The sequence below is a fragment of the Hydrogenophaga sp. UC242_53 genome (assembly GCF_042696965.1).
Classification (GTDB): domain Bacteria; phylum Pseudomonadota; class Gammaproteobacteria; order Burkholderiales; family Burkholderiaceae_C; genus Hydrogenophaga.
In genome coordinates this window covers 3,824,223-3,848,281 of sequence record NZ_CP170552.1, presented here as the reverse complement: position 1 = coordinate 3,848,281, position 24,059 = coordinate 3,824,223, and the positions used below count along the sequence as shown (strand labels likewise).

19 protein-coding genes and 4 pseudogenes are annotated in these 24,059 nt (G+C 70.1%); 12 read left to right on the top strand and 11 right to left on the bottom strand.

Going from position 1 to position 24,059, the window contains the following annotated elements:
• The first annotated feature begins 89 nt into the window (after positions 1-89).
• The 7 genes and pseudogenes from slmA to ACFJI0_RS19320 all read left to right on the top strand — a co-directional run bounded on the left by slmA (position 90) and on the right by ACFJI0_RS19320 (position 8,493).
• Positions 90-785, top strand: coding sequence for a nucleoid occlusion factor SlmA (gene slmA, locus ACFJI0_RS19350; RefSeq protein WP_382321933.1), 696 nt, complete (start codon positions 90-92; stop codon positions 783-785).
• Positions 786-939: 154 nt separating this feature from the next.
• Positions 940-1,648: pseudogene (locus tag ACFJI0_RS19345) on the top strand (TetR/AcrR family transcriptional regulator).
• A gap of 40 nt (positions 1,649-1,688) precedes the next feature.
• Positions 1,689-3,485 (top strand): acyl-CoA dehydrogenase C-terminal domain-containing protein, encoded by a 1,797-nt coding sequence (locus ACFJI0_RS19340; RefSeq protein ID WP_382321931.1) that lies wholly within the window; start codon positions 1,689-1,691, stop codon positions 3,483-3,485.
• Positions 3,486-3,523: 38 nt separating this feature from the next.
• Positions 3,524-3,961 carry a DUF2147 domain-containing protein gene (locus tag ACFJI0_RS19335; protein WP_382154167.1) on the top strand — a complete coding sequence of 146 codons (438 nt, stop codon included), beginning with the start codon at positions 3,524-3,526 and terminating at the stop codon, positions 3,959-3,961.
• Positions 3,962-3,995: 34 nt separating this feature from the next.
• Positions 3,996-6,395, top strand: coding sequence for a 3-hydroxyacyl-CoA dehydrogenase NAD-binding domain-containing protein (locus tag ACFJI0_RS19330; RefSeq protein ID WP_382321930.1), 2,400 nt, complete (start codon positions 3,996-3,998; stop codon positions 6,393-6,395).
• A gap of 9 nt (positions 6,396-6,404) precedes the next feature.
• Positions 6,405-7,613: an acetyl-CoA C-acyltransferase gene (locus tag ACFJI0_RS19325; protein ID WP_382321929.1), complete on the top strand. Its 1,209-nt coding sequence runs from the start codon at positions 6,405-6,407 to the stop codon at positions 7,611-7,613.
• Positions 7,614-7,668: 55 nt separating this feature from the next.
• Complete coding sequence (locus ACFJI0_RS19320; protein WP_382321928.1) at positions 7,669-8,493, top strand: acyl-CoA thioesterase; 825 nt, start codon at positions 7,669-7,671, stop codon at positions 8,491-8,493.
• 7 nt (positions 8,494-8,500) lie between these two features.
• Here the strand turns inward: ACFJI0_RS19320 and ACFJI0_RS19315 are convergent, their stop codons facing one another.
• The gene (locus ACFJI0_RS19315; protein ID WP_382321927.1) at positions 8,501-10,774 is read right to left on the bottom strand and encodes a patatin-like phospholipase family protein; all 2,274 of its coding nucleotides are present in this window, start codon (positions 10,772-10,774) and stop codon (positions 8,501-8,503) included.
• 190 nt (positions 10,775-10,964) lie between these two features.
• On the opposite strand from ACFJI0_RS19315, the gene ACFJI0_RS19310 reads away from it, so the two are divergent.
• Positions 10,965-11,729: an enoyl-CoA hydratase gene (locus tag ACFJI0_RS19310; protein WP_382321926.1), complete on the top strand. Its 765-nt coding sequence runs from the start codon at positions 10,965-10,967 to the stop codon at positions 11,727-11,729.
• A 19-nt stretch (positions 11,730-11,748) separates the two neighbouring features.
• On the opposite strand, the gene ACFJI0_RS19305 is transcribed toward ACFJI0_RS19310, so the two are convergent.
• The gene (locus ACFJI0_RS19305) at positions 11,749-11,958 is read right to left on the bottom strand and encodes a VOC family protein (protein ID WP_382321925.1); all 210 of its coding nucleotides are present in this window, start codon (positions 11,956-11,958) and stop codon (positions 11,749-11,751) included.
• A gap of 127 nt (positions 11,959-12,085) precedes the next feature.
• Here ACFJI0_RS19305 and ACFJI0_RS19300 point away from each other — a divergent pair, with 127 nt between their 5' ends.
• Positions 12,086-13,378 carry a putative DNA modification/repair radical SAM protein gene (locus ACFJI0_RS19300; RefSeq protein WP_382325733.1) on the top strand — a complete coding sequence of 431 codons (1,293 nt, stop codon included), beginning with the start codon at positions 12,086-12,088 and terminating at the stop codon, positions 13,376-13,378.
• A gap of 7 nt (positions 13,379-13,385) precedes the next feature.
• Positions 13,386-14,924 (top strand): UdgX family uracil-DNA binding protein, encoded by a 1,539-nt coding sequence (locus ACFJI0_RS19295; RefSeq protein WP_382321923.1) that lies wholly within the window; start codon positions 13,386-13,388, stop codon positions 14,922-14,924.
• On the opposite strand, the gene ACFJI0_RS19290 is transcribed toward ACFJI0_RS19295, so the two are convergent.
• From ACFJI0_RS19290 to ACFJI0_RS19265, 6 genes and pseudogenes are all read right to left on the bottom strand, one after another.
• A complete protein-coding gene (locus tag ACFJI0_RS19290) occupies positions 14,825-16,390 on the bottom strand; it encodes a bifunctional 3-(3-hydroxy-phenyl)propionate/3-hydroxycinnamic acid hydroxylase (RefSeq protein WP_382321922.1) in 1,566 nt (521 codons plus the stop codon). The two genes, ACFJI0_RS19295 and ACFJI0_RS19290, sit on opposite strands and share 100 nt — an antisense overlap.
• A gap of 2 nt (positions 16,391-16,392) precedes the next feature.
• A complete protein-coding gene (locus tag ACFJI0_RS19285; protein ID WP_382321921.1) occupies positions 16,393-17,259 on the bottom strand; it encodes a fumarylacetoacetate hydrolase family protein in 867 nt (288 codons plus the stop codon).
• Positions 17,260-17,291: 32 nt separating this feature from the next.
• Complete coding sequence (locus tag ACFJI0_RS19280) at positions 17,292-18,197, bottom strand: VOC family protein (protein ID WP_382321919.1); 906 nt, start codon at positions 18,195-18,197, stop codon at positions 17,292-17,294.
• A pseudogene (locus tag ACFJI0_RS19275) lies at positions 18,194-19,189 on the bottom strand (amidohydrolase family protein); the annotation flags it as partial. The gene ACFJI0_RS19280 and the pseudogene ACFJI0_RS19275, both read right to left, overlap by 4 nt.
• A 59-nt stretch (positions 19,190-19,248) precedes the next feature.
• Positions 19,249-19,527 (bottom strand): Bug family tripartite tricarboxylate transporter substrate binding protein, encoded by a 279-nt coding sequence (locus ACFJI0_RS19270; protein WP_382325731.1) that lies wholly within the window; start codon positions 19,525-19,527, stop codon positions 19,249-19,251.
• A 73-nt stretch (positions 19,528-19,600) separates the two neighbouring features.
• Positions 19,601-20,221, bottom strand: a pseudogene (locus tag ACFJI0_RS19265) (Bug family tripartite tricarboxylate transporter substrate binding protein); the annotation flags it as partial.
• Here ACFJI0_RS19265 and ACFJI0_RS19260 point away from each other — a divergent pair.
• Together ACFJI0_RS19260 and ACFJI0_RS19255 are read left to right on the top strand one after the other, a co-directional pair.
• Positions 20,121-20,993, top strand: a pseudogene (locus tag ACFJI0_RS19260) (LysR family transcriptional regulator); the annotation flags it as partial. The pseudogenes ACFJI0_RS19265 and ACFJI0_RS19260 sit on opposite strands and share 101 nt — an antisense overlap.
• Before the next feature lie 82 nt (positions 20,994-21,075).
• Positions 21,076-21,270 (top strand): hypothetical protein, encoded by a 195-nt coding sequence (locus tag ACFJI0_RS19255; protein ID WP_382321918.1) that lies wholly within the window; start codon positions 21,076-21,078, stop codon positions 21,268-21,270.
• Here the strand turns inward: ACFJI0_RS19255 and ACFJI0_RS19250 are convergent.
• Genes ACFJI0_RS19250 through pcaF form a run of 3 tightly spaced genes read right to left on the bottom strand, consistent with a single transcriptional unit; the run spans position 21,267 to position 24,057 of the window.
• Positions 21,267-22,040, bottom strand: a complete 774-nt coding sequence (locus ACFJI0_RS19250) for an enoyl-CoA hydratase-related protein (RefSeq protein ID WP_382321917.1) — start codon at positions 22,038-22,040, stop codon at positions 21,267-21,269. The two genes, ACFJI0_RS19255 and ACFJI0_RS19250, sit on opposite strands and share 4 nt — an antisense overlap.
• On the bottom strand, positions 22,037-22,846 hold the full coding sequence (locus tag ACFJI0_RS19245; RefSeq protein ID WP_382321915.1) for a crotonase/enoyl-CoA hydratase family protein: 810 nt from the start codon (positions 22,844-22,846) through the stop codon (positions 22,037-22,039). The genes ACFJI0_RS19250 and ACFJI0_RS19245 overlap by 4 nt, the downstream gene beginning before the upstream one ends.
• On the bottom strand, positions 22,843-24,057 hold the full coding sequence (gene pcaF, locus ACFJI0_RS19240; RefSeq protein WP_382321914.1) for a 3-oxoadipyl-CoA thiolase: 1,215 nt from the start codon (positions 24,055-24,057) through the stop codon (positions 22,843-22,845). The genes ACFJI0_RS19245 and pcaF overlap by 4 nt, the downstream gene beginning before the upstream one ends.
• Positions 24,058-24,059 lie beyond the last annotated feature (2 nt).

The window sequence follows — 24,059 nt, the reverse complement described above, 5'->3', positions numbered from 1 at the left end:
CACTCACTGTCTGCCAACCACGCGGTTGCACTGAGAAAGAAGTCACCTCGCTGTGCGAGAATCGCCGAAACCTCACGGATCGCCCGCCCATGACATCCAACGCCCCTGAGTCCCCCACCCCGGAAGACAAAGCCGCGCGCGAAGCCGCCGAGGCCATCGAGGCGGCGGCGCATGCCGATGGGGGTGGTGGACGCAAGCGGCCCAAACCCGGCGAGCGCCGGGTGCAGATCCTCGAAGCCCTGGCGACCATGCTGCAGCAGCCCGGCGCCGAGCGCATCACCACCGCCGCCCTGGCCGCCAAGCTGGAGGTGAGCGAGGCCGCGCTGTACCGCCATTTCGCCAGCAAGGCCCAGATGTTCGAAGGCCTGATCGAGTTCATCGAGCAGTCGGTGTTCGGCCTCATCAACCAGCTGGGCGAACGCGAAGCCGACGCCAACGTGCGCTCGCGCAAGCTCGTCACCCTGCTGCTGCAGTTCGGCGAAAAGAACCCCGGCATGACGCGCGTGATGGTCGGTGACGCGCTGGTGTTCGAGAACGAGCGCCTGCAGCAGCGCATGAACCTGTTCTTCGACAAGATCGAAGCCGCGCTGCGCCAGAACCTGCGCGAAACCTCGCTGGTGGCCGGTGCCGCCACGCCCACGGTCGATGCCCAGGCCGATGCCTCGGTCATCACCGCCTTCTGCGTCGGGCGCCTGCAGCGGTTCGCGCGCAGCGGCTTCAAGCGCTCGCCCAGCGAAAGCCTGGAGCACAGCCTCGCGCTGCTGCTGCCCATCGTTCGCCACTGAAACACGGCATTTAGGGCGCAGCCCCTAAACAAAGGTCACACAAAACGCCGGTGGTTTGCACCGGAGCCCGGTTTTGCGGTAAAAATAGAACGACCGTTCGTATTTATTCGGACGGTCGTTTTTTCGAGCCCTCATCCAACCAGGACCGACCCCCATGAGCGTCACACCCACTGCCCGCCGCGCGCGCGCCGACGCCCCGGCCCACAAGCCCTTGCAGAAGGGGCAGCAGACCAAGGCCGCCATCGTCGATGCCGCGCTCGGCCTGGCCGACGCAGATCGGCCTGGAAGGTCTGTCCATCGGCGCGCTGGCCGAGGTCATGCAGATGAGCAAGTCCGGCGTGTTCGCCCATTTCGGCTCGCGCGAGGAACTGCAGATCTCGGTGGTGCGCGAGTACCACACGCGTTTCGAGGACGAGGTGTTTTACCCCGCCATGGTCGCGCCGCGCGGGCTGCCGCGCCTGCGCAAGCTGTTCGACAACTGGATGAAGCGCACCTCGGTCGAGATCGATTCGGGCTGCATCTACATCAGCGGCGCGGTCGAGTTCGACGACCGGCCCGGCCCGGTGCGCGACGCGCTGGCCAGCTCGGTCAACACCTGGCTCTCGGCCATGCGCCGCGCGGTCGAGATCGCGATCGAGGAAGGCCACCTGGCGGCCGACACCGACGCGTCACAGATGGCGTTTGAAATCCACGCACAGATCCTCGCGCTGCACTACGAAGCCCGCTTCCTGCGCAGCCCCGATTCGGTGCGCCGCGCGCTGCAGGCGTTCGAGGGCATCGTGGAGCGCTACAGCCACGCCCCCGGCGACGCCCCCGCGCGCGCCCGCAAATCCCCGGTGCCTGCGCGCAAGCCGCAGGGCTGATCCCTTTCGCCTTTTCACAAACCCAGCACAGGAGTTCCTCATGCCCGTTTACAACCCGCCCCTGCGAGACATGCAGTTTGTGATGCACGAAGTGCTCAAGGTCACCGACGACTTCAAGGCCATGCCCCAGCATGCCGATGTGGACGTGGACACCATCAACGCCGTGCTCGAAGAAGCCGGCAAGTTCGCCACGCAGGTGATCTTCCCGCTCAACATCAGCGGCGACACCGAAGGCTGCACGCTGGACAAGGCCACGCACGAGGTCAAGACGCCCACCGGCTTCAAGGACGCCTACAAGACCTACGTCGAAGGTGGCTGGGCCGCGCTGTCGTGCGACCCCACGTTCGGCGGCCAGGGCCTGCCGCTGGTGGTGAACCAGTGCTTCTACGAGATGATGAACTCGGCCAACCAGGCCTGGACCATGTACCCCGGCCTCACGCACGGCGCCTACGCCGCGCTGCACACCTACGGCACCGACGATCAGAAGAAGACCTACCTGCCCAAGATGACCAGCGGCGAATGGACCGGCACCATGTGCCTGACCGAACCGCACTGCGGCACCGACCTGGGCCTGATGCGCACCAAGGCCGAACCCCAGGCCGACGGCACCTACAAGCTCACCGGCAACAAGATCTTCATCAGCGCCGGTGAACACGACATGGCCGACAACATCATCCACCTGGTGCTGGCCCGGCTGCCCGACGCGCCCCCCGGCATCAAGGGCGTGAGCCTGTTCATCGTGCCCAAGTTCAACGTGAAGGCCGACGGTTCGCTGGGCGAGCGCAACGGCATCTACTGCGGCGGCCTGGAGCACAAGATGGGCATCCACGGCAACGCCACCGCGCAGATCGTGATCGACGGCGCCATCGGCACCCTGGTGGGCCAGCCCAACAAGGGCATGCAGGCCATGTTCGTGATGATGAACGCGGCCCGCCTGGGCGTGGGCAACCAGTCGCTGGGCCTGACCGAGGTGGCCTACCAGAACGCGCTGGCCTACGCCAAGGACCGCATCCAGATGCGCTCGCTGACCGGCCCCAAGGCCAAGGACAAGCCGGCCGATCCCATCATCGTGCACCCCGACGTGCGCCGCATGCTGCTCACCGCCAAGGCCTACGCCGAAGGCGGCCGGGCGTTGGCCATGTTCTGCTCGGTGCTGCTGGAGAAGGCGCACAACCACCCCGACGAGAAGGTGCGCAAGGACAGCGACGAGATGCTCTCGCTGCTCACCCCCATCACCAAGGCCTTCCTGACCGACAACGGCTACAACGCCGCCACGCAGTGCCAGCAGGTGTTCGGCGGCCACGGCTACATCAAGGAATGGGGCATGGAGCAGTACGTGCGCGATGCCCGCATCAACATGATCTACGAAGGCACCAACACCATCCAGAGCCTGGACCTGCTCGGCCGCAAGGTGCTGGGCAACAACGGCGCCACGCTCAAGAAGTTCGGCAAGCTGGTCGGTGCGCTGGTGATGGAAGAGGGCGTCAACGAGAAGATGGCCGAGTTCATCAACCCGCTGGCCGTGCTGGGTGAGCAGATCACCAAGTTCACCACCGAGATCGGCTTCAAGGGCCTGCAGAACGCCGACGAAGTGGGCGCCGCCGCCGTGGACTACCTGCGCGTGGCCGGCCACCTGGTGTTCGGTTACTTCTGGGCGCGCATGGCGCAGGTCGCGCTGCGCGAGATCGCGGCCGGCAACACCGACCCGTTCTACACCGCCAAGCTGCAGACCGCGCGTTTCTACTTCGCCAAGCTGTTCCCCGAGACCGCGACGCTGATGCGCACCGCGCGCGCCGGCAGCAAGGTGCTGATGGACACCGACGCGGCGCTGGCGTAAATACGCGGTTTCTTTCCCACCACCACCAGGAGACTTTCATGATCAAGACCACGCTGGCAGTTTCGCTTCTTGTGCTCACCGGCCACGCCTTCGCGCAGATGTCGCCCGTGGGTCTGTGGAAGACGATCGACGACGACTCGAAGAAAGAGAAGTCCCTGGTGCGCATCAAGGAAAACAACGGCGTCTACAGCGGCACCATCGAAAAGCTGCTGGACCCCAGCAGCAAGCAGGACGCGGTGTGCGACAAGTGCACCGACGAGCGCAAGGACAAGCCCGTGCTGGGCATGACCATCCTGCGCAACCTCAAGCAGAGCGCCGATGACAAGACTGTCTACGACGGCGGCGACATCGTCGACCCGAACAACGGCAAGGTCTACCGCACGCGCCTCAAGCCCGTCGAAGACGGCAAGAAGCTGGAAATGCGCGGCTACATCGGCCCGTTCTACCGCACCCAAGTGTGGATCCGTGTCGAGTGAAGCCCGCGCGTCCGACCCCTTTCATGGAAAACCAATGAACCGATTTCAAGTGAAGAAAGTCGCCGTGCTCGGCGCAGGCGTGATGGGCGCGCAGATCGCTGCGCACCTGGTCAACGTCAAGGTGCCGGTGGTGCTGTTCGACCTGCCCGCGAAGGAAGGCCCGAAGAACGGCATCGTCACCCGCGCGGTGGAAGGCCTGAAGAAGCTCAAGCCTTCGCCGCTGGGCGTCGCGGCCGACGCCGACCTCATCGGCCAGGCCAACTACGAAGAGCACATGGAGCAGCTGCGCGACTGCGACCTCATCATCGAGGCCATCGCCGAGCGCATGGACTGGAAGCTCGACCTCTACACCAGGATCGCGCCCTTCATCGCCGAGCACGCCATCGTCGCGTCCAACACCTCGGGCCTGTCGATCACCAAGCTCAGCGAAGCCCTGCCCGAGGCGATCAAACCGCGCTTCTGCGGCATCCACTTCTTCAACCCGCCGCGCTACATGACGCTGGTGGAGCTGATCGCCACGCCCACCACCGAGCCGCAGATCCTCAACGACCTGGAGACCTTCGTCACCAGCGGCCTGGGCAAGGGCGTGGTGCGCGCCAAGGACACGCCCAACTTCGTGGCCAACCGCATCGGCATCGCCGGCATGCTGGCCACCATGAAGGAGGTGGAGAACTTCGGCCTGACCTACGACGTGGTCGACGACCTCACCGGCAAGCGCCTGGGCCGCGCCAGCAGCGGCACCTTCCGCACCGCCGACGTGGTGGGCCTGGACACCATGGCCCACGTGGTCAAGACCCTGCAGGACAACCTGAGCCTGGAGACCGACCCGTTCTACGGCAGCTTCGGCACGCCGCCGGTGCTCAAGGCGCTGATCGAGGCCGGCAACCTGGGCCAGAAGGCCAAGGCCGGCTTCTACAAGAAGGTCGGTCGCGACATCCTGCGCTTCGACCTGGAGAGCGGCGAGTACGTGCCCGGCGGCGAGAAAGCCGATGAGGTCTACGGCCGCATGCTCAAGCGCCCGGCCGCCGAGCGCCTGAAACTGCTGCGAAACAGCGAAGGCCCGCAAGGCCGGTTCCTCTGGGCCATCCTGCGCAACAGCTTCCACTACGCCGCCGTGCACCTGGCGACCATCGCCGAGACCGCGCGCGACGTGGACCAGGCCATGCGCTGGGGCTTCGGCATGAAGCAGGGCCCGTTCGAGCTCTGGCAGGAAGCCGGCTGGCTCGAGGTGGCGAAGATGGTCCAGGAAGACATCGACGCCGGCAAGGCCCTGAGCAAGGCGCCGCTGCCCGACTGGGTGTTCAAGGGCCCGGTGGCCGAGGCTGGCGGCGTGCACACCGCGCAGGGTTCGTGGAACCCCACCAAGGGCACGTTCGAGGCGCGCCTGCAACTGCCGGTCTACCAGCGCCAGCACTTCCCCGAGCTGCTGCTCGGTGAAGCCGGTCCGAAGTTCGAGACCGCCGGCAGTACGTTGGAAGAGAACGATTCGATCCGCCTCTGGACGCTGGACGAACAGGTGCTCATCGCCAGCATCAAGACCAAGATGCACGCCATCAGCCCCGAGGTGTGCGAAGGCCTGATGGCCGCCGTGGACCTGGCCGAGAAGGAGTACCAGGGCCTGGTGATCTGGTCGGGTGACGAGCCCTTCAGCGCCGGTGCCGACCTGCAGGCCATGCTGCCGGCCTTCATGGCCGTGGGCGTGAGCGCCATCGAAGACGCCGAAGGCTTCATGCAGCAGACCATGCTGCGCCTGCGCTACGCCAACGTGCCGGTGGTTTCCGCCGTGCGCGGCCTGGCGCTGGGCGGCGGCTGCGAGATGGCCGTGTACAGCGCGCGCCGCGTGGTGCACATGGAAAGCTACATCGGCCTGGTGGAAGTCGGCGTGGGCCTGGTGCCCGGGGCCGGCGGCCTGACCTACATCGCCCGCCGCGCGGCCGAGAACGCCGAGACCTCGACCGGCAAGGACCTGCTGCCCTTCCTCACCGAAGGCTTCACCGCCGCCGCCATGGCCAAGGTGGGCACCAGCGCGCTGGAGTCGCGCCAGCTCGGTTACGTGCTGCACTCCGACGTGATCGTGCCGCACAAGGACGAGCTGCTGTACGTCGCCATCAACGAGGCCAAGGGCCTGTTCAACGGCGGCTACCGCGCGCCGCACAGGCGCTTGTTCCCGGTGGCCGGCCGCGACGGCAAGGCCACCATCCTGGGCAGCCTGGTCAACATGCGCGACGGCGGCTTCATCAGCCAGCACGACTTCCACATCGCCTCGCTGATCGCCAACGTGGTGACCGGCGGCGACGTCGAACCCGGCACGCTGGTGAACGAGGACTACCTGATGACGCTGGAGCGCCAGGCCTTCTGCTCGCTGATCGTGCACCCCAAGACACAAGAACGCATCCTCGGCATGCTCAACACGGGCAAGCCCGTCCGCAACTAAGGACACGACATGAGCAAACAGATTCAAGACGCCTACATCGTCGCCGCCACCCGCACCCCCATCGGCCGTTCGCACAAGGGTTCCTTCAAGCACCTGCGCCCGGACGACATGCTCGCCCTGGCGCTGCGCTCGGCGCTGGCGCAGGCCCCGGGCCTGGACCCCAAGGCCATCGAAGACGTGATCTGCGGCTGCGCCATTCCCGAGGCCCAGCAGGGCTTGAACGTGGCGCGCATCGGCGCCATCCTGGCCGGCCTGCCCAACAGCGTGGGCGGCATCACCGTCAACCGCTTCTGCGCCTCGGGCCTGTCGGCCGTGCAGATGGCGGCCGACCGCATCCGCGTGGGCGAGGCCGACGTGATGATCGCCGCCGGCACCGAGAGCATGAGCATGGTGCCCATGATGGGCAACTCGCCCAGCCTCTCGCCCACCATCTTCCGCAACACCGACGACGTGGAGAGCTACGGCATCGCCTACGGCATGGGCCTCACGGCCGAGAAGGTGGCGCAGAAGTGGAAGGTCTCGCGCGAGGCGCAGGACGCCTTCGCCCTGCAGTCGCACCAGCGCGCTGTGCTGGCCATGAAGAACGGGGAGTTCAGCGACGAGATCACGCCGGTGGAAGTGACCGAACGCAGCGTCAATCTGGAAAGCGCCGAGGTCAGCACGAGCACGCGCACCGTGAGCCTGGACGAAGGCGCGCGGCCCGACACCTCCATCGAAGGCCTGTCCAAGCTGCGCACGGTGTTCGCCGCGCGCGGCTCGGTCACCGCCGGCAACAGCTCGCAGACCAGCGACGGCGCGGGCGCGCTCATCCTGGCCAGCGAAGCGGCCATCAAGCGCTTCGGCCTCACGCCGCTGGCGCGCTTCGTGAGCTACGCCTCGCGCGGCGTGCCGCCGCACCTGATGGGCATCGGCCCGATCGAGGCGATTCCCGCCGCGCTGAAGTACGCCGGCCTCACGCAGGACCAGATCGACTGGATCGAGCTCAACGAGGCCTTCGCCGCGCAGTCGCTCGCCGTCATCAACACCCTGGGCCTGGACCCGAGCAAGGTCAACCCCATGGGCGGCGCCATCGCGCTGGGCCACCCGCTGGGCGCCACCGGCGCCATCCGCTCGGCCACCGTGGTGCACGCGCTCAAGCGGCACAACAAGAAGTACGGCATGGTCACGATGTGCGTGGGCATGGGCCAAGGGGCCGCAGGTATTTTCGAGCGGGTCTGAGCACCGTGTCGCGGGCAGGACGGCGCGCTCGCGCGCCTTCTTGCACACTCATCGCATGACCACCACACACGCTCTCGACCAGGCCGTCGCGCTGCACCCCACCGGCGCCCACCAATACCGCGGCGCCACCTCGCCCGCCTACGCCAACATGGTGGGGCCGTTCGGCGGCATCACGGCCGCCACGGCCATGCAGTCGGTGATGCAGCACCCCGAGCGCTTGGGCGAGCCGATCTCGCTCACGGTGAACTACGCCGCCGCGCTGGCCGATGGTGAATTCGCCGTCACCGCGCGGCCGGTGCGCACCAACCGCTCCACGCAGCACTGGGTGATGGAGATCACCCAGCCCGATGCGAGTGGCGCGCCCGCCACCGTGCTCACGGCCACCGCCGTCACCGCCGTGCGGCGTGAGACCTGGGGCGTGGACGACGAGCCCATGCCCGACGTGCCCGCGCCCGACCGCATCGCGCGGGCCTCGATCGCGCCGCAGGTGGCCTGGCCTCAGCGCTACGCCATGCATTTCGTCACCGGCATCATCCCCGAGCGCTGGGACGGCCAGGGCGACACCAGCCTGATCCAGATGTGGGTGCGCGACGAACCGCGGCGCGGGCTCGACTTCACCAGCCTGTCCGCGCTGGCCGACGTGTTCTACCCGCGCATCTGGCTGCGCCGCGCCACGCGCGTGCCCACGGGCACGGTGTCCATGACGGTGTACTTCCACGCCGGTTCGGCCGAACACGCCGCCACCGGCAGCGGCTGGCTGCTCGCGCAGGCGCGCGCCCAGGCCTTTCGCAACGGCTTCTTCGACCAGACCGCGCAGCTCTGGAACGAGGCCGGTGTGCTGCTGGCGACCACGCACCAGATCGTCTACTACAAGGAGTGACCCGCGCTCAGGGTCTGCCGAGGAACAGGTAGAGCCCGGTGTAGCCGCGCGGCGCGCTCACGATGCTCAGGTAGAGCGGGCCGATGCCGGTGTCCGCGCCCACGAACAGGCTGGAGCCCGCGCGCAGGTCGCCCAATGAGATGTCCCGGCGCGCCGTCCAGGCGTTGCCGGCCTCCAGCGAGCCGCCCACGAACAGCGCGCGCGCCACGCCCACGCTCCAGGGCAGGCGCTGGTAGTAGGTGAGGCGGCCGAACACCAGGTAGTTGCCCGCCACCTGGCCCACGCGGTAGCCCGAGAGCTGCTGGAAACCGCCGAGCGAATACTCGTCGATCGCGCCCAGCGGGATCTGGCTCGTCTTCGCCAGGCGTGCGCCAAAGTTGAAGGTGTGCGGGCCCCAGCTCTTCACGGCCGTGGCCGTGCCTTCGAAGCTGGTGAAGCTGCCACTGGGCGCGCCGTCGAAGCTGCGCCGGCCGAACACCACCTCGCCCTGCGCGCGGTAGCCGTGCGAGGGGAAGTTCGCGTAGTCCAGCTGGTCGGCGATCACCGCGCCGCGCACGCCGACCTCGCGCCACTTCAGCGAGGTGGTGGCGCCGGCCGGGATGGCGGCGGCCAGCAGCTCCGGCGTCACCTTGCGCTGCGCCGCGACCAGGCCCACGCGCATGTCGCCCACGTTGCCGAGCAGGCCCATGGGCCAGCCGATGTCGGCGCCCACGCGCAGGCTCTGCCGCTGCACCAGCGCCAGGGCCTCGCCCTCGGTGCCGAACAGCTCCACCTTGCGCAGGTTCGCGTCCACGTAGGCCGCCGCGAAGCGGTCGCTGCGCAGGGTCAGCGGCTGGTAGATCTCGGAATAGAGGCCCAGCGTCTCGCCCACCTGCACCCGGTTGCGCCACTCGGCGCCGGTGTCGTTGAGCCAATGCCGGTTGTGGCTGATGCGCAGGTTGAACGCGCCCTGGCCCTGGAAGTCGGTGCGCAGGTCCAGCCCCACGCGCAGGTAGTTCGGGCCCCAGGTGTTTTCGCGCAGGTGCACCTTGAGGTCCTCGGCGCCGTCCTCGCGCCGCGTCAGGGTGTAGTCCACGGCCTCGAAGTCGCCCATGGCCGCGAGCCGCTGCAGGTCGTTCTCCAGCTTGGGCACGTCCAGCCGCTGGCCTTCCGAGGTGTCCAGCGCGGTGGCCAGGCGCTCGGCGCGGATCTCGTTCACGCCTTCGAAGGTCACCGAGGCCACGGTGCCGATGCGCCCCGTGTTGGCTTTCTCCTGCGCCTCGCGCGCGGCCACCCAGCGCTCGTAGCGCGGCGCCTCCGCGGAGAACCGGGCCAGCGCGTCGCCCACCGTCTTGGCGTAGTCGTTGCCGATCTTCACCAGCTCGGGCGCCCGGCCGAAATCAGACGAGGTGAGCTGGCCCAGCGGCGGCGTCAGCAGCAGGTCGTTCGGCGTCAGCGTGGCGATGCTGGCCTGCACGTTCTGCTCGGTCAGGATGTTCACCATCTGCGTGGTGATGCCCACCACGCTGCCCAGCGTCTCGCGCCCGGCCAGCGGCGTGCCGATGTTGACCGCGATCACCACGTCCGCGCCCATGCGCCGCGCCACGGCCACCGGCAGGTTGTCCACCAGCCCGCCGTCGCCCAGGATGCGCCCGTCCACCGCCAGCGGCGAGAACACGCCCGGCACCGACATGCTCGCGCGCAGCGCGGCCGCGAGGTCGCCGCGGTCCAGCACCACGGCCTTGCCGGTCTCCATGTCGGTGCGCACCGCGCGAAACGGCGTGGGCAGGCCGTCGAAGCTGGCCAGGTGGCGCGTGGACAGCGTGTAGCGCCGCAGCAGCATTTCCAGCGAGCGGGTGGACACCGCGCCCGTGGGCAGCACGAAGGCGCCGTCGCGAAAACCCAGCATCAGCACCGGCGAGAGCTCGAAGTCCTCTTCCTTGCGGCGCTGCGACAGCAGCTGGCGCGGCTCGCGGCGGTCGAACAGGTCGCCCCAGTTCACCGCCAGGATCTCGCGCTCGAGCTCGTCCGCCGTCATGCCGCTGGCGTACAGCCCGCCCACGATCGCGCCCATCGACGTGCCCACGATCAGGTCCACCGGCACGCGAGCCGCCTCCAGCGCCTTGAGCACACCCACGTGCGCGAAGCCGCGCGCCCCGCCGCCCGAGAGCACCAGGCCCACGCGCGGGCGCTCGGCCTTCGGCGCGGGTGCCTGCTGCGCCAGCGCGGGTGCGCCGGCCAGCAGCAGGGCGAGCGCGCCGGCGAGGCCATGGACGAGAAGGGCGGTGAGTCGGGCTGGCATGGAACGGCACCTGTGGACAACGGCGGCGCCATGGCGCCCGGAAGCGGCAAGTGTAGGCGGCGGCCGTGTCCCGGGCGTGGCCGGAAACACCCTGTCACGCACCGGTCAGCCCCTGGGCGGCCCGCCTCGAAAAAAGCACGCCCGTTCGTGGTAATTTGCGGGTCCTTTCTTCGCACACTGAGAGACACCCATGAGCGACATCCTCGTCCACACCGAAGCCGGCGTCAGCACCCTCACGTTCAACCGCCCCGACAAGAAGAACTCCATCACCGCCGCCATGTACGGCCAGCTGGCCGACGCGCTGCAGGCCGCGCAGGACGACGCCGCCGTGCGCTGCGTCGTGCTCCAGGGCAACGAGACCATCTTCTCGGCCGGCAACGACATCGCCGACTTCCTCAACAACCCGCCGGCCGGCACGGATTCGCCGGTGTTCCGCTTCCTGCGCGGCATCGCGCAGTTTCCCAAGCCGCTGGTGGCGGCGGTGTGCGGCCCGGCCGTGGGCGTGGGCACCACGATGCTGTTCCATTGCGACTTGGTCTACGCCGGCGACAACGCCGCCTTCTCCCTGCCCTTCGTCAACCTCGGCCTGTGCCCCGAGGCCGCGTCCAGCCTGCTGGTGCCACAGATGCTGGGCTACCACCGTGCGGCCGAGGCGCTGCTGCTGGGCGAGCCCTTCATGGCCGAAGCCGCGCTGGAAGTGGGCCTGGTCAACCGCGTGCTGCCCCCGATGGAGGCGGCCGGTTATGCGCAGGCCGTGGCCCGCAAGCTCGCGGCCAAGCCCATCAGCGCGCTGATCGAGACCAAGCGCCTGATGAAGAAGCACCAGACGCCACAGGTGATGGCCGTGATGGCCGAAGAGGGCGCGAGCTTCGGCCGCATGCTGGGCGAGCCGGCCGCGCGCGAGGCGTTTGGCGCGTTCATGGAGCGCAGGAAGCCGGACTTCTCGAAGGTGTGAGCAGGCCTTTGCTGATCGGCTACGCCGCCTCGATGTCCTGCCCGATGCGCCACAACACGCCCGCCGGGTCGTTCAGGATGAAATCGCGGATGCCCCAGGGCCGGTCTTCGGGCGGCTCGGCGCGCACACCGTAGCGCTCGCCCAACCGCTGCGCCTCGACGTGCGCCCACCATGCGTCCACGTCCTCCACCAGCAAATGCATCATGAGGTTCTCGGCGAAGTCCTTCACGTAGAACTTCGTCAGCAGAAAACTGCTCCTGCCGGCCTCGGTGTGATCGGCGCGCTGTAGGGCAAGACGGCCGCCAAGTGACAGCCGGCGAGCGCCCGGACGAGATACTGTATAAAATTACAGCATGATGTCCGTCGCCCGCAAGATCCGCATCCTCGCGGATGCCGCGAAGTACGACGCCTCCTGCGCCTCCAGCGGCGGCACGCGCCGGGATTCGAGCGACCAGCAGGGCCTGGGGTCGAACGAGGGCATGGGCATCTGCCACAGCTACGCGCCCGACGGGCGCTGCATCTCGCTGCTCAAGATCCTGCTCACCAACTGGTGCGTGTACGACTGCCTCTACTGCGTCAACCGCGTCTCCAGCGACGTCGAGCGCGCCCGCTTCAGCGTGGAAGAGGTGGTGAACCTTACGCTCGATTTCTACCGCCGCAACGTCATCGAGGGCCTGTTCCTGAGCTCCGGCATCATCCGCTCGCCCGACTACACCATGGAGCAGCTCGCGGAGGTGGCCCGCCAGCTGCGCGAGGTGCACGGCTTTCGCGGCTACATCCACCTCAAAACCATCCCCGATGCCGACGAGGCCCTGCTCGCGCGCGCCGGGCGCTACGCCGACCGCCTCAGCATCAACATCGAGCTGCCCAGCCAGGACTCGCTCGACGCGCTCGCGCCGGGCAAGAGCAGCCAGCAGATCCGCCAGTCGATGGCCGGCATCCGCCTGAAGCTGGACGAAGCGCGCGAGCAGAAGACGCAGGCGCAACAGATCCGCTCCTTGCCCGGCCGGCCCGCCGCCAGCGCGCCACCGCCGCGCTTCGCGCCCGCCGGCCAGAGCACGCAGATGATCGTCGGCGCCGACGCGTCGGACGACCGCAGCATCCTGCAGGTCAGCGCCGGGCTCTACGCGGGCTACCGCCTCAAGCGCGTCTACTACTCCGCCTTCAGCCCGATCCCGCACGCCAGCGCCCGGCTGCCCGGGCAGGCCGCGCCGCTGGTGCGCGAGCACCGCCTGTACCAGGCCGACTGGCTGATGCGTTTCTACGGTTTCGACGCGAGCGAACTCGTGCTGCCCGGCGGCATGCTGTCCATGGACATGGACCCCAAGCTCGCCTGGGCCCTCGCGCACCCGGAGTGGTTCCCGGTGGATGTGAACCGCGCGCCGCGCGAGATCCTGCTGCGCGTGCCCGGGCTGGGCGCGCACTCGGTGCAGCGCCTGCTCGACGCGCGGCGCGTGCGCCAGGTGCGGCGCGCCGACATGGAGCGCCTGGGCACGGCGGGCCGCAAGGCGCTGGACTTCGTGCACCTGCCGGACCACCGGCCCGGCGCGGTGCCGCTGGCCCCCCTCGCTCGGCCACGGTCTCGCTCACCCGCCGTGGGCGAGCAACCCGATCTGTTCGGCTGGGCCGAAGCGCCCGCCGCTGCCTGAGACGCCCATGCGCTGGCAGATCGAGTACGACGCCAACGACGTGCCCGCCTCGCTGCGCGCGCTGTCGGCGCTGATCGCCTGCGGTGCCGAGCCGCGCGACGTGGTGTGGCGCGACGGCACCGAAGGGCAGGGCGATCTGCTGGGCGAGGACGCGGCTTCGCCCACCAGCGCACCGCCGCCCGAAGCCGTGCCCCTGCGCGCCCTGCGAAACCTGCCGGCCGAGGCCATGGACCTGGCCGACACGGTGGCGCAGCACGCGCACCCCGAGCGCTTCCGCCGGTTGCACGAGCTCGCGCTGGATGTGAAGGCCGACCCCCGCCGCTGGCGCGACGCCCTGGACCCGCGCCGCCTCGCGCTGGAGCGCATGGCGCGCGAGGTGCGGCGCGAGACCCACAAGATGCACGCCTTCGTGCGCTTCCGCCCGATCGAGGACGGCGATGGCGGCGACACGCGCTATGTGGCCTGGTTCGAGCCGGTGCATCACATCGTGCGCGCGGCCGCACCTTTTTTCGCGCAGCGGTTCGCCGCCATGCGCTGGGCCATCCTCACGCCGCGCCTGTGTGTGCACTGGAACCGCGAAAGCCTTGTGTTCTCGCCCGGCGTGGACCGCTCGCTCGCGCCCCCGCCCGACGCCGGCGAAGCCCTGTGGCTCGACTACTACCGCAGCATCTTCAACCCTTCGCGGCTCAAGACCGCCGCCATGCTGCGCGAGATGCCGCGCCGCTACTGGCACAACCTGCCCGAGACGCAGGCCATCACCGAACTGATCCAGACCGCGCCGCAGCGCAGCGCGCGCATGGTGGCGCAGGCCAGCGAGTCGCAGCGCCGCCTGCCCATCGGCGCGCCTCGCGCGGCGGCGCGCGCACCGCGCACACCGCAGGAGCAGCTGGACGACCTGGGTCGCCGCGCGCGCCACTGCACGGACTGCCCGGTGGCCTGCAGCGCGACCCAGGTCGTCTGGGGCGAAGGCCGCGTGGGCGCGCGCCTGATGATCGTGGGCGAGCAACCGGGCGACCAGGAAGACCTCGCGGGCCGCCCCTTCGTCGGGCCCGCGGGCGCGCTGCTGCGGCGCGCCATCACCGAGCTCGGCTGGCCGGTGGAATCGATCTACCTCACCAACGCCGTCAAGCACTTCCACTTTCTGGCGCGCGGGAAACGGCGCCTGCACAAGACGCCCGGCCAGCGCGCGGCCGAAGCGTGTGAGCAGTGGCTGGAAGCGGAGATCCGCCTCGTCCAGCCGCAGGCGGTGATCGCGCTCGGCGCCACCGCCGCGTCCAGCCTGCTCGGCGGGAGTGTGGGCGTGGCGCAGAACCTGGGGCGCTGGCAGGTGCGGGCCGATGGCCTGCCGGTCTGGGTGGTGCACCACCCGGCGGCCGTGCTGCGCCGCGCGGAGTCGGGCGCGCCGCCGTTCGAGGATTGGGTGGAGGCGCTGCGCCCGGCTTGGCCTCAGGCCGCGCAGGCCTCGGCCGCCACGCCCAGCCGCGTGGCGAGTGCCGACACCATCGCCGCCACTTCGTCGGTCGTGCCGGCCACGCCATACACATAGTTGTCCGGCCGCACCAGCGCCGCCACGCTCTGGTGGCGCTGCAGCCACGCTTCGGCCACGCCGTCGGTCTCCAGCGCACCCACCGTGCCGAGCGCGACGCAGCGCAACCACGGCAGGGCGCCCGCCCCGCCGGGCACGGCCTGGCCGGGGGCCAGCACCAGCCGCCAGCCGTTGCCGGCGATGGCATCCATGCGCTGGCGCTGCGGGCCGCTGAGCAGCCAGGGTTGGGGGAACAGGCTGCCGCGCGCGGCGTGCTCCTGCGGTGCGAGCCAGCCGGTGGTCAGTGCGGGCAGGATGTCCTGGCGCGGCGTGTCCTTCACCACGCCGCCGCATTGAGCCAGCATGGCCGCATCGCGCTCCCGGGCCTTCACCGGGTCGCGTTCGCAGATCACCGCGCCCACGTGTTTGATGCGGCTGGTGAGTTCGCGCACGTGGGCCTTGCGCTCGTCGCCGTAGCTGTCGAGCAGGGCCTCGGCGCTCGCGCCGGACACCTCGCCTCGCAGCACGGCCGCGAGTTTCCAGGCGAGGTTGCTCACGTCGCGGATGCCCTGGCACATGCCCTGGCCCAGGAAGGGCGGTTGCATGTGCGCCGCGTCGCCCGCGAGGAACACGCGGCCCCGGCGCCATTGCTGCGCCACCAGGGCGTGGAAGCGGTAGCTCGACTGGCGCCACAGCGTGCCGTCCTCGGGCGTGATCCAGCGCGAGAGCAGGCGCCAGGTTTCCTCCGGCGTGGCGGCGTGTTTCGGGTCTTCGCCCGGGTTGAGCGAGATTTCCCAGCGGCGGTGGTTCTTCGGGCCGATGACCAGGGTGCAAGGCCGTTCGGGCTCGCAGTACTGCACGCTGACCTGGGGCAGCTTGGCCAGGCCGCGCTCGTTCATGAGCACGTCCACCACCAGCCAGGGTTCGTCGAAGTCCAGGTCTTCCAGCGGCATCGCCAGCGCGGTGCGCACCGCGCTGGAACCACCGTCGCAGGCGATGGTGTATTGCGCGCGCACGGTGCGGGCGGGCTCGCCCTGCGCACCGCCGATGGCGAGGTCCACGCCCTGGTCGTGCGGCGTGAGGCCGGTCATCTCCACGCCGAGTTCCACCACCACGTTGGGCAACTGCGCCACGCGCGCGCGCAGGACCTTCTCGACCTCGGGCTGGGTGAACACCATCGAGGGCGTGTGGCCCTGCGGAAAGGGCGGCGCCACCATGGTCATGCGGCGGATCAGCTGGCCGTCCACGCCGAAGTACTCGGAGGGCGTGAAAGGTTCGCAGAACGGTGCCACCGCATCGGCCACGCCGAGCTGCTGGAACACCCGCATGATCTCGTGGTCCAGCGCGATGGCGCGCGGGATCTGGTGCACGTCGGTGAGCCGGTCGCACACGTACACGCTCAGGCCCGCCTGGCCCAGCAGGCCGGCGGCCACCACGCCCGAGGGCCCGCAGCCCACGATGGCGACATCGAAGACGCGCTGCTGCATGGTCAGGCCTGTTCGTTCACGATGGGGTTGACCAGCGTGCCGATGCGCTCGATCTCCACTTCGAAGGTGTCGCCGGCCTTCATCCAGGCGGGTGGCGTGCGCGCCTGGCCGACACCGGCGGGCGTGCCCATCACGATCACGTCGCCGGCTTCCAGCGTCAGCACCTCGGCCAGCAGCGCGATGGTCTCGGCCACGCTGAAGATCATGTCGCTGGTGTTGGCGTCCTGCATCACCTGGCCGTTGAGGCGGCCCTGGATCTTCAGGCCGGCGGCACCGGGCGGCAGTTCGTCGGCCGTCACCAGCACCGGGCCGAAGCCGCCGGTGCCGTCGAAGTTCTTGCCGATGGTCCATTGCGGCGTGCGCTTCTGGTAGTCGCGCACGCTCATGTCGTTGAAGCAGCTGTAGCCGAACACGTATTGCAGCGCATCCGCTTGCGTGGTGTGGCGCGGCACGGTGCGGCCGATGACGACGGCGAGCTCGGCCTCGTAGTCGAACTTGCCGGAGACGCGGGGCACCACGCCAGCGTCGCCGTGCGCGATCAGCGAGGAGCTGCCGCGGTAGAAGAACCAGGGGTAGTCGGGTTTCTCGCGGCCGCCTTCCTTGGCATGGTCGAAGTAGTTGAGGCCCAGGCACACGGTCTTGCCGGGTTCGGGCACCAGCGGCGCGAGCGCGGCACCGGCAAGCGCCTGGCGCTTGAAAGGGCCGGCCAGTGCGGCGTTCGCGGCGGCGTGCAGGTCCACGCCGGCCTTCAGCGCGGCGCGCAGGTCGGCGGGCACCTGGGGCTGGGCGTCGTGCAGGTCGACGAAGTCGGCGCCGTCGACGACGGCCAGGCGTGGCGCGCCATCGCGCAGGTAGGTGGTGAATTTCATGGTGCGGTCAGGTTGCGGAGAAAAAAACGGGTTCAGGGCATGGGGGCGAACAGCACGCGGCGCTGCGCTTCCTTGAGCGTGGCGCCGGGCGGCGGCGAAATGCCCCACTGGTCGACGCGGCCGGGCGGCCATTTCCATTCCGCCGGGCCCCGGGGCACGTAGCTGTCGTCCACCTGCTCGACCTCGGCCGTGTACTCGATGACGATGCCGAAGGGGTCGATGAAGTAGTTGAAGAGGTTGTTGCCGGGGCCGTGGCGGCCGGGGCCCCATTCGATGGGGTGGCCGGCGTCCTTCATGCGGCCGCCGCCGCGCATCACCGAGTCGGCGTCGGGCATCAGAAAGGCGATGTGGTTGAGCGCGTCGTTGTCGGCCACGCCCACCGCGAGCGTGTGGTGGTCGTGGTTGCAGTTCATGAAGGCAATGGCCACGGTGCGGTCGGCCAGCGTGAAGCCCAGGGCCTCGGTGAGGAAGCGCTGCGTGTCGTCCACCGCGTGGCTGTTGAGCACCACGTGCGTGAGCCGCGCGGGCTGGTCGCGTTGCGGGCCGGTGTCTTCGCCGCGCGCATCGCCGTGCACCACCTGGATCACGCGGCCGTGCGGGTCGCGCAGCGTGAGGCCGGTGCCGCCGGCCGGGTCGTCGCGCAGCGGGCCGATGGGCGAGAGCAGGGTGCCGCCCGCGCGCGGCACGGCCTCGGCCACGGCGTGCAGCGCGTCGAGGCTGCGCGCGCGCAGCGTGACCTGGCGGATCTGCGGCACCGGGCCGCCCGCGTGCAGCGCGAGCAGGTGGTGGTCGCTGCCGGTGCCGCGCAGGCAGATCGCCTGCTCGCCGCGGTGCGCCACGCTCAGGCGCCAGACCTCGGTGTAGAAGGTTTCGGCCTGCGCCAGGTCGGGCACGTTCAGGGCCACGCTGCGCACGGCCTCGATCCAGGGGGAACTCATGGGGTGCTCACTTTCTTGTGCGGCAGGCCGAGGAAACGCTCGGCGTTCTGGTGCACCAGGCGCGCGGTGGTGTCGGCATCGAAGCCAGCGGCCTCGATGCGCTGCACCGGCGTGTGGTCGTGGAAGTTGAAGGGGTGGTCGGTGCCCACCATCAGCTGCGTGTCGCCGAAGCTGGCCACCAGGTGGCGCAGCGTGGGCGTGTCGAACACCAGGGTGTCGTAGAACAGGCGGCGCGCCTGCTTGGCCGGGGCTTCGAGCACGCTGTCGCGCAGCGCCGGGAACACGCCCCAGCCCTGCTGCAGGCGCGGCAGCAGCGAAGCCAGCGTGCCGCCGCCGTGGCTGAACGCAATGCGCAGCTTCGGCCGGCGCACCAGCAGGTTGCCGGTGATCACCGAGGCGGCGGCCAGGCCCACGTCGCCGGGGTAGGCGATCACCTGCTGCAGGGGCGCGGGGCCCACCAGGCGCTCCATGCCGGCGGGGCGGATGGCGTGCACGAACACCGCCGCGCCCAGTGCCTCGCAGGCCTCGAAGAAGGGGTCGAACACCGGTGCACCGATCGGCACGCCGTTGATGTTGCTGCCCACCTCCACGCCCGCGAAGCCCAGCGTCTTCACCGCGTATTCCAGCTCGCGGATGGCGAGGTCCACGTCCTGCAGCGGCACCGCGCCCAGGCCGGCCAGCTGGCCGCCGCCGGCGTCCACCATGGCGGCGATCTGGTCGTTGAGGAAACGCAGCAGCTGCTGCGCATCGGCCGCCGGCATCCAGTACGACAGCAGCTCGGGCATGGGCGACATCACCTGCAGGGCCAGGCCCATGCCGGGCAGGTCCTGCAGGCGCTTGGGCACGTCCCAGCACTTGTCGGCGACGGTGCGGTAGTTCTTGCCCGCGATCATCACGTGGCGGTGGCAGGGCTGCGCCGGCGCCATCGACGGCCAGTCGGCCGGCATGCTGCGGCCGATGTAGGCCGGGAAGTTCTCGGGCACGACGTGCGCATGCACGTCGATGCCGCCGCAGGTGCAGGAAGCCCGTGCCGCCACGCCGCTCATTCCGTTCACTCCGCCGTGATGCCGAGGGACTTGATCACCTCGCGCCAGCGCTCGTGCTCGCCGCGCATGAAGGCCTCGAACTCGGGCACCGACATCTTCGGTTCGGCCAGCGAGCCCAGCGTCTGCAGGCGCTGCGCCACCTCGGGCTGGCGCAGCACGGTCTCCAGGTCGCGGTTCACGCGGGCCACCACGTCGGCCGGCGTGCCGGCGGGCGCGAAGAGGCCGTTCCAGCCGGTGTACTCGAAACCGGGGAAGGTTTCGGCGAGCGCCGGCACATTGGGCATGTCGGGCTGGCGCTGCGCGGTGCTGATCGCCAGCGCGCGCAATTGCGCCGCTCTTGATGAAGGCGGTGAGCGCCGCGTCGGGCAGGCACACCAGCTGGATGCGGCCGCCGATCAGGTCCTGGATCGCTTCCGGTCCCTTGGTGTACGACACGTGGTTGAGCTTCACACCGCCCTTGACGGCCACGCTGTCGGCCAGCATGCCGGAGAAGGTCTTGGGCCCTTCGGTGCCGATGGTGACGGCGCCCGGCTGCGCCTTGGCGGCGGCCAGGGCCTGGGCCAGGTCCTTGAACGGCGCTGCGCTGCTGGTGGCGATCACGAAGGGGCTGCGGCCCACCAGGCGCACCGGCGCGAAGTCCTTCACCGGGTCGTAGGGCAGGGCCTTGAAGGTGAAGGCGTTGGTCACCATCGCGGCCGTGGTGGCGTAGTAGAAGGTGTAGCCGTCGGCGGCCGAGCGCGCGGCGGCCTGCGCGCCGATCACGTTCTGGCCGCCCGGGCGGTTCTCCACCACCACGCCCTGGTTCCACAGGCGGGCGAGCTGCTCGCCGATGTAGCGCGCCAGGATGTCGGGGCCGGCGCCGGCCGGCTGCGACAGGATGAATCTCACCGGCCGCTGCGGCCAGGCCGGGGCCTGGGCGTGCAAGGCGCCGGCCAGCGGCAAGAGGAGTGCGGCTCCCGCGAAGTCTCTGCGTTTCATGGTCTTGTCTCCTGGGCGCCGTGCGTGCGGTGCCGATGGTGTTGGGATGAATCCGCAGCGGATGCTAGGGATCAACGCCATGGATGACCAGATGCCTCCATGGATTCATAGAATCCATGCCATGGATATTCGAACCGTGGACCTGAACCTGCTCGTGGTGTTCGACGCCATGGCCCGGCATTGCAGCGTGGGCCGCGCGGGCGAAGCCCTGGGCCTGAGCCAGCCGGCCACCAGCGCGGCGCTGGCGCGGCTGCGCACCGTGTTCGACGACGCGCTGTTCGTGCGCGCCGGCGCGCAGATGAAGCCCACGCCGCGCGCCATGGAGCTCGCGCCCGCGGTGCACCGGGTGGTGGAGGCGATCAACGCCGAGATCCTGCAGAAGGCCAGCTTCGACCCCGCGCGGGCCGAGCGCACCTTCACCATCCTCACGCCCGACATCGGCGAAGTGGCCTTCCTGCCCGGCGTGCTGCGCCGCCTGCGGCAGGAGGCGCCGCAGGTGCGCCTGCGGGCCACGGCGCGCACGCGCTTCGCCGCCGCCGAGGCGCTGGAGTCGGGCGAGGGCGACCTGGCCGTGGGCTTTTTCCCCGATCTGCACAAGGCCGGCTTCTTCCAGCAGGCGCTGTTCAAGACCTCCTACGCGTGTGTGACCTGCGCGCACGCCGGGCCGGCGGTGGAGCGCATGACGCAGCGGCAGTACCTGGCGGCGCGGCACGTGGTGGTGCGGCCCGACGGGCGCGAGCACCTGCTGGACCGTTACCTCGACGACAAGGGCTGGCAGCGCCACGTGACGCTGGAGCTGTCGCACTTCATGAGCCTGCTCTCGCTGCTGCCCGGCACCGACCTGGTCGGCCACGGTGCCGGAGGACATCGCGACCGTGATGGAGCGCCACATCGCGATCCGCCGCATCGCCTTGCCCTTCGCGGTGCCGGTGATCGACGTGCAGCAGTTCTGGCACCGCCGCATGCAGCACGACCCGGCGAATCGCTGGCTGCGCGGCCTGTTCCACGAGGTGAACCGGCGCGAGGCGAACGAGGGGCTGCGGCCCTAGCGGGAAAACCGCGCGGGCCGCTTGTCCAGCCGGGCGCGCATGCCCTCGTGCTTGTCGGGGCTGGCGAAGGCGGTCTGGAAGGCGTTGCGCTCGTACTCCAGGCCGGCCGACAGCGGCGTCTCCATCGCCATCAGCACCGACTCCTTGATCAGGCGCAGCGCCACCGCCGGCAGCTCGCCCAGCTGCTGCGCCAGCGCCAGGGCGGTGGCGTCCACGGCGTCGTCGTCGAGCACCTCGGCCACCAGGCCGCCGTGCAGGGCGGCCTCCGCGGTGATCGGCTCGCCGAGCAGCAGCAGCTTCATCGCGCCGAACTTGCCCAGCGCGCGCGTCAGCCGCTGGGTGGCGCCGCCGCCGGGCATGATGCCCACCTTCACCTCGGGCTGACCGAAGCGCGCGCTGCGCCCGGCCAGGATCAGGTCGGCGTGCAGGGCCAGTTCGCAGCCGCCGCCCAGCGCGTGGCCGCGCACCGCCGCGATCACCGGTTTGCGGCAGGCGGCGATGGGGCCCCAGAGCAGGTCGTGCCGGCGCGCCAGCAGGTCCATGGGCGTGGCGTCCACGTATTCGTTGAGGTCGGCGCCCGCGCAGAAGGCGCGCGGGCCGCCGGCCAGCACCAGCACGCGCACCGAGGGGTCGGCGTCCAGCCGGCGAAAGGCCTCGGCCAGCGCGTGGCGCAAGGCCAGGTTGAGCGCGTTGAACACCTCGGGGCGGTTCAGGCGCAGCAGGGCCACGCCCTCGAAGGGCCGTTCTTCCAGCAGGATGGGCTCGCTCATGCCGCACCACCTGTGAACGTGGGCGCGCGCTTCTCGAAAAACGCGGCCACCGCCTCGGCGTGGTCGGCCGTGTGGTGGGCCAGGCCTTGCAGGCGGCCGGCGGCGATCAGCGCTTCGTCCAGCGTGCCGGTGCGGGCCTGCTGCAGCAGCTGGCGCGTCCAGCGCAGCACCTGCGGCGGGTTGGCCGCGATGCGCCCGGCCAGGCGGAACGCCTCGTCGAGCAGCGCCTCGGGCGCGACCACGCGCGAGACCAGGCCGAAGCGCAAGGCCTCTTCGGCGTCGATGGTGTCACCCGTGAGGGCCATCTCGGCCGCGCGCGCGTGACCGATCACGCGCGGCAGCAGCCAGCAGCCGCCGTCGCCCGGCACGATGCCGACCTTGACGAAACTCTCGGCGAAGCGCGCGCTGGTCGATGCGATGCGCAGGTCGCACATGCAGGCCAGGTCGTTGCCGGCGCCGATGGCCGGGCCGTTGACCGCCGCGATGATGGGCACCTGCAGCGCCTCGAAGGCGCGCGGGATGCGCTGGATGCCTTCGCGGTAGCCCTGGGCGATCTGCTCGGGCGAGCCGGCGAACATGCCGGTGCGGTCGCGCATCTCGGCCACGTTGCCGCCCGAGCAGAAGGCCGTGCCCGCACCGGTGAGGATCGCCACGCGCACGCCCAGGTCGGCGTTCAAGGCTGCGAAGGTCTGCTCGAACGCCGCGAACATGGCTTCGCCGCTCAGGGCGTTGCGGGTGTCCGGCCGGTTGAGGGTGAGCAGGGCGATGGGGCCGCGCCGTTCGATGAGGATGGCGGGTTCGTTCATGCGGTGTCTCCCATGCGTTCGATCGCCATGGCGACGCCCTGGCCCACGCCCACGCACATGGTCACCAGGCCATAGCGCCCGCCGCTGCGCTGCAGCTGCCGCGCCGCGGTGAGCACCAGGCGCGCGCCGCTCATGCCCAGGGGGTGGCCGAAGGCGATGGCGCCGCCGTTCGGGTTCACGTGCGGTGCGTCGTCGGGCAGGCCGAGCGCGCGCGTGACGGCCAGGCCCTGGGCCGCGAAGGCCTCGTTGAGTTCGATCACGTCGAAATCGCGCATCCGCAGGCCGGTCTGCGCCAGCAGCTTGTGCACCGCGGGCACGGGGCCGAAGCCCATCACGCGCGGCGCGATGCCGGCGCTCGCGCAACCGACGATGCGCGCGAGCGGCCGCAGGCCGTGGCGCTGCGCCGCCGCCTCGCTGGCCATCAGCAGCGCGGCCGCGCCGTCGTTCACGCCCGAGGCGTTGCCGGCGGTGACGGTGCCGCCCTGGCGGAACGCGGGCTTGAGCGCGGCCAGGCTGTCGGCCGTGGTGTCGGCGCGCGGGTGCTCGTCCACGCTCACCCGCGTGGCCGCACCTTTGCGGCCGGGCACCGACACCGGCACGATCTCCTGTGCGAGCACACCCGATTGTTGGGCCGCCGCGGCGCGCTGCTGGCTGCGCAGCGCGAAGGCGTCCTGGTCGGCGCGCGAGATGCGGTGTTCCCGGGCCACGTTCTCGGCCGTCTCGCCCATGCTGTCCACGCCGTGCAGCGCCTCCATGCGCGGGTTCACGAAGCGCCAGCCGATGGTGGAGTCGTGCACCTCGGCGTGGCGCGAGAACGCGGCCGTGGGCTTGGGCATCACCAGCGGCGCGCGGCTCATGCTTTCCACGCCGCCGGCGACGGCGATCCGCGCCTGGCCCGCGTGCAGCGCGCGCGCCGCCTGCGCCACGGCTTCGAGGCCCGAGCCGCACAGCCGGTTGACCGTGACCGCCGGCACCTCCACCGGCAGGCCCGCGAGCAGCGCGCTCATGCGCGCCACGTTGCGGTTGTCTTCGCCGGCCTGGTTGACGCAACCGTAGATCAGCTCGTCGATCAGCGCCGGGTCCAGCGAAGGGTGGCGCGCCAGCAGGGCCTGCAGGGGCAGGGCTCCGAGATCGTCGGTGCGGATGCCCGAGAGCGCGCCGCCGTAGCGGCCGATCGGCGTTCGCACGCCGTCGCAAAGATAGGCATCCATGT

Excerpts from the sequence above, each read along its gene's own strand:
- ACFJI0_RS19320 (WP_382321928.1), top strand. The coding sequence starts at position 7,669 with ATGACCACCACACACGCTCTCGACCAGGCCGTCGCGCTGCACCCCACC.
- ACFJI0_RS19270 (WP_382325731.1), bottom strand. The coding sequence starts at position 19,527 with ATGCCCAATGTGCCGGCGCTCGCCGAAACCTTCCCCGGTTTCGAGTAC.
- ACFJI0_RS19335 (WP_382154167.1), top strand. The coding sequence starts at position 3,524 with ATGATCAAGACCACGCTGGCAGTTTCGCTTCTTGTGCTCACCGGCCAC.
- ACFJI0_RS19340 (WP_382321931.1), top strand. The coding sequence starts at position 1,689 with ATGCCCGTTTACAACCCGCCCCTGCGAGACATGCAGTTTGTGATGCAC.
- ACFJI0_RS19285 (WP_382321921.1), bottom strand. The coding sequence starts at position 17,259 with ATGAAATTCACCACCTACCTGCGCGATGGCGCGCCACGCCTGGCCGTC.
- ACFJI0_RS19280 (WP_382321919.1), bottom strand. The coding sequence starts at position 18,197 with ATGAGTTCCCCCTGGATCGAGGCCGTGCGCAGCGTGGCCCTGAACGTG.
- ACFJI0_RS19300 (WP_382325733.1), top strand. The coding sequence starts at position 12,086 with ATGTCCGTCGCCCGCAAGATCCGCATCCTCGCGGATGCCGCGAAGTAC.
- ACFJI0_RS19330 (WP_382321930.1), top strand. The coding sequence starts at position 3,996 with ATGAACCGATTTCAAGTGAAGAAAGTCGCCGTGCTCGGCGCAGGCGTG.
- ACFJI0_RS19250 (WP_382321917.1), bottom strand. The coding sequence starts at position 22,040 with ATGAGCGAGCCCATCCTGCTGGAAGAACGGCCCTTCGAGGGCGTGGCC.
- ACFJI0_RS19290 (WP_382321922.1), bottom strand. The coding sequence starts at position 16,390 with ATGCAGCAGCGCGTCTTCGATGTCGCCATCGTGGGCTGCGGGCCCTCG.
- ACFJI0_RS19295 (WP_382321923.1), top strand. The coding sequence starts at position 13,386 with ATGCGCTGGCAGATCGAGTACGACGCCAACGACGTGCCCGCCTCGCTG.
- slmA (WP_382321933.1), top strand. The coding sequence starts at position 90 with ATGACATCCAACGCCCCTGAGTCCCCCACCCCGGAAGACAAAGCCGCG.
- ACFJI0_RS19325 (WP_382321929.1), top strand. The coding sequence starts at position 6,405 with ATGAGCAAACAGATTCAAGACGCCTACATCGTCGCCGCCACCCGCACC.
- pcaF (WP_382321914.1), bottom strand. The coding sequence starts at position 24,057 with ATGGATGCCTATCTTTGCGACGGCGTGCGAACGCCGATCGGCCGCTAC.
- ACFJI0_RS19310 (WP_382321926.1), top strand. The coding sequence starts at position 10,965 with ATGAGCGACATCCTCGTCCACACCGAAGCCGGCGTCAGCACCCTCACG.
- ACFJI0_RS19315 (WP_382321927.1), bottom strand. The coding sequence starts at position 10,774 with ATGCCAGCCCGACTCACCGCCCTTCTCGTCCATGGCCTCGCCGGCGCG.
- ACFJI0_RS19245 (WP_382321915.1), bottom strand. The coding sequence starts at position 22,846 with ATGAACGAACCCGCCATCCTCATCGAACGGCGCGGCCCCATCGCCCTG.